Annotated in this window: 7 protein-coding genes; 5 read left to right on the top strand and 2 right to left on the bottom strand. The window is 59.2% G+C overall.

The window, feature by feature from the left end; all coding sequences use genetic code 11:
* The first annotated feature begins 43 nt into the window (after positions 1-43).
* Positions 44-403 (top strand): PilZ domain-containing protein, encoded by a 360-nt coding sequence (locus QZ213_RS23440; RefSeq protein WP_291688463.1) that lies wholly within the window; start codon positions 44-46, stop codon positions 401-403.
* Between the two features lie 375 nt (positions 404-778).
* On the opposite strand, the gene QZ213_RS23435 is transcribed toward QZ213_RS23440, so the two are convergent.
* Both QZ213_RS23435 and QZ213_RS23430 read right to left on the bottom strand, forming a co-directional pair.
* A complete protein-coding gene (locus QZ213_RS23435; RefSeq protein ID WP_291688462.1) occupies positions 779-1,015 on the bottom strand; it encodes a hypothetical protein in 237 nt (78 codons plus the stop codon).
* Between the two features lie 172 nt (positions 1,016-1,187).
* Complete coding sequence (locus tag QZ213_RS23430) at positions 1,188-1,829, bottom strand: c-type cytochrome (RefSeq protein ID WP_291688461.1); 642 nt, start codon at positions 1,827-1,829, stop codon at positions 1,188-1,190.
* A 359-nt stretch (positions 1,830-2,188) separates the two neighbouring features.
* Between QZ213_RS23430 and QZ213_RS23425 the strand changes: the two genes are divergently transcribed.
* The 4 genes from QZ213_RS23425 to QZ213_RS23410 form a co-directional block, all read left to right on the top strand.
* Positions 2,189-3,712 (top strand): cytochrome C, encoded by a 1,524-nt coding sequence (locus QZ213_RS23425; RefSeq protein ID WP_291688460.1) that lies wholly within the window; start codon positions 2,189-2,191, stop codon positions 3,710-3,712.
* 35 nt (positions 3,713-3,747) lie between these two features.
* Positions 3,748-4,524 (top strand): outer membrane beta-barrel protein, encoded by a 777-nt coding sequence (locus QZ213_RS23420; RefSeq protein WP_291688459.1) that lies wholly within the window; start codon positions 3,748-3,750, stop codon positions 4,522-4,524.
* Between the two features lie 60 nt (positions 4,525-4,584).
* Positions 4,585-5,265 (top strand): c-type cytochrome, encoded by a 681-nt coding sequence (locus QZ213_RS23415; protein ID WP_291688458.1) that lies wholly within the window; start codon positions 4,585-4,587, stop codon positions 5,263-5,265.
* A 60-nt stretch (positions 5,266-5,325) separates the two neighbouring features.
* Positions 5,326-5,858 (top strand): c-type cytochrome (locus tag QZ213_RS23410; protein WP_291688457.1); only part of this gene is annotated, 533 nt, incomplete at its 3' end.

Below are 5,858 nucleotides of genomic sequence, written 5' to 3'. Positions count from 1 at the left end.
CGAAGCCGGGTATGGTCCCCCCTCTTTGCCGGGGAGGAATACAATGCTGGACCGACGCCAAAGCGCGCGCGACAAGGTTATTTATGGCGGCGTCGCCGAGATCGACGACCACGGTGGCTCCAGTGAGTGCGTGGTCCGCAATATCTCGGAAACAGGCGCTCATCTCGAATTCAGCAACATCGTCAAGCTGCCGAAAGAGAAGATGTCGCTGACGATCGCGCGCAAGGGCCGTTCGTTCCTCGCCAGGGTCGTCTGGTGGCGCGACAGTTTCGTCGGCATCGCCTTCAGCTCGGATCGCCCCTACGAACTGCCGGTCTCCGATCTCGAGGAGCGGCTGCGCAAGAGCGAGAAGAAGAAGCGGCAGCTGCAGCGCCGCATCAACGAGCTGCTGGGCGAAGGCTGAAAGCCGGGCGACTGCGCCTCCGCCTTCCAGACCCAGGCGACATCGGCCCGAAGGCTGATTGATGTGCCTCAAGTCCCCTCGCGGCGACCGGGATAATTTTCTTGAATCACGGATTCAGGAAATCCCGATGCGAAGGTTCGCGTTCAAGGCTCTCTTCGCGATGCTTTCTCTCGGCAGGACCGAGAGAACGCGGCTTGACTGGGATCGCGTGATCCTGATCTTCTCGACCTCCGTGACCGTCGGGCTTATCGCACTGTACACGTACGGAAAGGCTACCGCGCGCTGGTAGAACCATCCGGACAAATCATGAGCTTCCCGATACCACGATTGCCCTGAAACGACCTGCCACATCAGAAAATAATTGGTTCTGGCCCGCTACCGTGCTGGCTCCGATGCGAGTGCAGTTTTCTTCATGCAATGGACCTCGACCGAAATGCCCTTTTGATACTGTCCGTTCCGGACGCCATTCAAGTAGTTTTTCAGGTAGGGGTCATTCTGCGAAAAAGCTTCGCACTCGTCTGCGCTGGCATACTGTTTGGGGTAAGCCGGGTGGCACTGTGCCGTTTGTCCCTCGCCAGATGTAAAGCACACGAAGACCATGAAGATAGTCATCGCGTTCCTCCCTGTGAGTTTCAATGTCTGCTGGTGAGCGCGTTCACCCGTTGCCGCAGCAGGTCGACCTCGTAAGCCTAACGAGCGGGAAAGGCTGACGGCACGTCGGCGTAGATCATCTTTGTGCCGGGAATCTCGGCACCTCGGATCCCACGGCGTCGAGCGCCGAAGGTCAATCCAGATAACTGAGATACGCCGCAACCGCCTTGATCTGTGCTTCGGTCAGGTTATGCGCGATCGGCCCCATGATCGCCGAGTTGTCCGGGTTGGCCTTATCCTGACCCCGCTCTTTGTCCCAGTTCGTCAGTTTCCTGAAGATGTAGTCATGAAGCTGACCCGCCAGACGGGGAAATGCGTCCGCACCTTTGGCGTCGGGCCCGTGACAGGAAGCGCATGGAGGAACCTCCGCTTTTGGAACGCCTTCTTCGTAGATTTTCTTTCCCGCGGCGACGAGCTCCCTTGGAGCCCCACCCAACGGTTTGGGATCGAGATCCCTAAAATATGTGGTCAACGCCGTCAGCATCGGTGGGCTCAGAACATGCGCGACGTTGAACATCACGGGGTTCGTTCGCCTGCGTTCGATGAATGCCGACAATTGATTCTTCAGGTATTCGGGTTGCTGTCCTGCCAGTCGCGGCATCGGAAAGGCGCCACGAAACCCCTGCCCCGACACCCCATGGCAGGTTTTGCAATAGTCGGTCTTGGCCTTGAGCTCTTTTTGCGAGACGCTCGCGCTATCTTTGTTTTCCGCCTGGGCCGCTGTGGAGAATGCGATCGCGAAGGCTGCTGTCAGCAAAATTGATTGAACGCTCATAAGCCCACCCTTTGATATTGCGGCACGTTACGCCTGCCCGGACGATTTAATCCAGCTCAATTTTTCGGGATCGATTGATCGAGATCATTGCCGCTGCAACGAGGCGGATCGGGGTTGATAACGTGCTTGTTGAGATCGAATTGCAACTATTGTTGCCCAAATGTCTCCTAATCCTAAAATCGGATGCGCTGTTGGTATTTGGCTTAGCCGCGCTCTCGGTTCCTAGACTATCGTCCACCTCATGAAACGATTCACGCCGGAAGCAGCTATTGGCGGGTCTGTAAGTCCGGGCGGAGCGTCACTAACAATTTGGATTGCGCATGATGCGGGGTTATACCTCTTGGTTTTCTAAACCCTTTGTGAGCGGCTCGATTGCCGCTCTTGCGGCGGCTGTCGTTCTCGCTGGATTCCTGACAATCGGCTTTGCGCCGCCGGCGCAAGCGCTGCCGAGCTTCGCGCGCCAGACCGGGCAGCCCTGCGGGACCTGCCACACCGATTACCCCGCCCTTACCCCCTATGGCCGAAGGTTCAAGCTGCTCGGCTATACAACAGGTGGCGGTCAGTACCGCACCACGCTGTTTTCCGACAGCAGAATTGCCCGTGACGCCAATGCGGAACTGAGCAGCTATGCGCGGAGCATCGGCGGAACGGGCGAGAGCAACAGCAGTCCCAGCGCCAGTCCCGGAGAAAAAGGCTGGGTGCCGCCGGTCTCAATGATGGCCATCGTCGGTTACACCCACACCCAAGCGGATCTACCGCAGCCGAGCGATCCTTACAAGCCGAACGACAATACCGTGCTGTCTCCGTTCAGCGGCTTCTGGGGTGGCGCGATAACAGATCATATCGGCGCCTTCGCCCAGATCACCTACGCCGCTCCAGGGGCCGGCGGATTCGGCAACTATCCATTCGCGCACACATGGACCTGGGACAACACCGACGTCCGCTTTGCCAGCACCGCCCATGTCGGGCCGCTTGACGTGATCTACGGCATCACCGCCAACAACAATCCGACCGTTCAGGACTTGTGGAATACCACGCCGGCTTGGGCCTTCCCCTATGCTCAATCGAACCTTGGGTCCACCGGACCCAGCGCCGGGACCATGCTGGAGGGCGCTTTTGCCGCCCATGTCGGCGGTGTCGGTGCCTACGCCTACATCAACGATCTGCTCTATCTCGAAGTGACCGGCTACAAGACGCTCGGGTTCAACGCACAGAACACGCTGGGCACCGATCCGTTCGGTGCGCCCGGCCTGTTCAGCGGCGTGGCGCCCTATTGGCGCGCCGCCTTCGAACCGCATTGGGGCAGCCATTCGTTGATGGTCGGCACCTACGGGATGATCTTCAACGTTAATCCCTGGCTTGACACCAGCGGCTTCGGACCGATCGGAACGTTTTCGCAAACCGACAAATACACCGACATCGGCTTTGACACCCAATATCAATACCAGGGTAGCAACTACTGGCTGACTCTGCGCGCCAGCTATATTCACGAGTTTCAGCGGCTCGATGCCAGCTTCAACAGCTTTTCCACTACGCCTTCCGCCAATCCGACCAACACGCTCAACAGTCTGCGCCTGCAGGCCTCGTTCGCCTATGGCGCCGACAACCGGGTGGTGTTCACCGGCCAGTATTTCGACGTCTCCGGCACCGCCGACGCCGGGCTGTACGGGGTAGACCTCAGCGGCAACGCCCTGACGCCGAACAGCAACGGCTGGACCGGCGAGATTGCCTACATTCCGTTCTCGGCCAGCAAGGCGCCGGGCTGGCCGTGGTTCAATGCCCGTCTTGGTCTGCAATACACCTACTACAACAAGTTCAACGGCACCACGATCGGCGCCCACGACAATAACACCCTCTTCCTCCACGCATGGTTTGCGATGTAGGCGGCGGTATTGGCAAACACAACGGAGACTTTGTTATGAATAAGCTGCTTTTCCTGGGTGCTGCGGCGCTTGCATTGGCGGTCACGGAATCGGCAGTCGCGGCTGATTTGCCTATCAAGGCGCCGGCGCCATTCGCGGCACGCTTCACCTGGACCGGTTGCTATCTCGGCGCCCACGTCGGCGGCGCCTGGCAGTCCAAGGATGCGACCGATCCGGTGCTGCTGGTGCAGGACAACAACGTATTTGGATTTCCGGGCAGCACCGTCGGAACGACCACCGCCAGTCTCAACTCGAGTGGCGCGATCTATGGCGGCCAGATCGGATGCGACTATCAGTTTGCCCCCAGCTGGGTGGTCGGCGTCGAGGGCGCGGTCTCCGCCGGATCGTTGGATGGGAGCACGCGGGTGCCGTTTCAGCCCTTGGTGGCCCCCGGAGACACCGAGTTGGTCAGGGTAAGAACCGATTTCATCCCAACCGTCACCGCGCGGCTCGGCTATGCGATGGACCACTGGCTATTCTACGGCAAGGGCGGCATTGCCTGGACCAACGACAAGTACAGCGTGACCGGCGTGTTCCAGGGCACCCCGTTCGACGCCGAGGGACTGGGCATGCGCACCGGATGGACTGCGGGCGCTGGCGTCGAATGGGCCTTCACGGACGATTGGTCGGCAAGACTCGAATATGACTACTACGACTTCGGCCACTCGAATGTGCTGATGTCCGACCCGACCAACGGGTTCGCGTCGATCGTGACCTACAGGCAGAGCGCGCAGATGGTCAAGCTGGGGTTGAATTTTCGTGTTGGGCCGTAGGGTCGGCGAGAGAGTCCAATTGGCGCGCAGCAATCCGGGCGCGAAGTTTTCGGCAGGATCATGAGTCTCCAGCGTAACGGCGAAAGCGAGATAATGAAGATTCTCGGTTTTAAGCAAACTGGCTGGAAGGCGCATTTGAAAATGGCGATTATTGCGGCGGCATTCGCCGCTGTATCGCCATCGACAGGTCAAGCTGATGAGCTCCAGGCCAAGGTGCAATATTGCAAGACCTGCCACGGTCTGTCGGGGCAGGGTTATCATGGCTACTTTCCCATGCCCCGGCTCGCGGGACAGCAGCCCCAGTACATCGAAAATCAGTTGCGGGCCTTCATCGAGCACAGGCGAAAAAACCTGATCATGGCCAATGTGGCGCATGCTCTGTCGCCGTCGATGCTGTCGGCGTTGGCTCATCATTTCAAGGGTCTCAATCCACCCCCGCTGGGCGGCGGACCGAGGGGAGACGTGACCACGGGAAAACGCATTTACGAAGAGGGAGTCCCCGAATCCAATGTCCCCGCATGCTCCGCATGCCATGGTACGGACGCCCACGGTCAGGACCAGATTCCGCGCTTGGCCGGCCAGCTTCCTGACTACTTCTACAGCAAGTTGGTGAACTGGACCTCGGAGCGCGGTCAGAACACCTCAATGCCGGATTCATCGGCCGTCATGGGCCCGACCTCGCACAACTTGACCAAATCCCAGATCTCAGCCGTCGCTGCCTATGTCAGTAATCTCAGGTAGTTTTCACCATTTGACCGGTCGCCGGTTTCGAGGAATGCAGAAAGTGCGGAAGCTCAGATCATGAAGCGCATCGGGCTGAAACTAACGATCCTGGCCATCCTCGTTTCCTCATGGGCGGGAGGCTCGAAGGCGGCCAGCATTCGCAATTGCACCTGGTGCCACGGAACTGGGGCGCAGGGCTATGCGGCCGCGCCGCGACTGGCCGGACAGCGGTCCATGTATATCGAGGCACAGCTTCGCGGCTATGCCGCGCATATCCGCGACAATCCGTTTTCGAAACAATACATGTGGGGAGCGGTGGCGAATCTTCGTAGCGACGCGGTCCGGGATCTGGCCGATTATTTTGCATCGTTGCCGCCGAAAGCCGCCCATGATGGCCGTCGGGCGCTCGTAGACAAGGGGCAAACGATTTACGATCAAGGAATTCCGGAGGCCAACATTGTCTCCTGTCTTGCTTGTCATGGTCCGGGTGGCCAGGGCGTGCGAGAGATCCCGCGTCTCGGAGGATTGTCCTATTTCTACCTGAAGCGGCGGCTCGAAGAATGGGGCCGAGGATATCATTCGGCCGCATATCCAATGCCTACGGTTGCGAG

Origin of the sequence: Bradyrhizobium sp., assembly GCF_017881085.1 — a bacterium.
In the GTDB taxonomy this organism is placed as follows: domain Bacteria; phylum Pseudomonadota; class Alphaproteobacteria; order Rhizobiales; family Xanthobacteraceae; genus Bradyrhizobium.
This window is presented reverse-complemented; position numbering and strand designations above follow the sequence as displayed.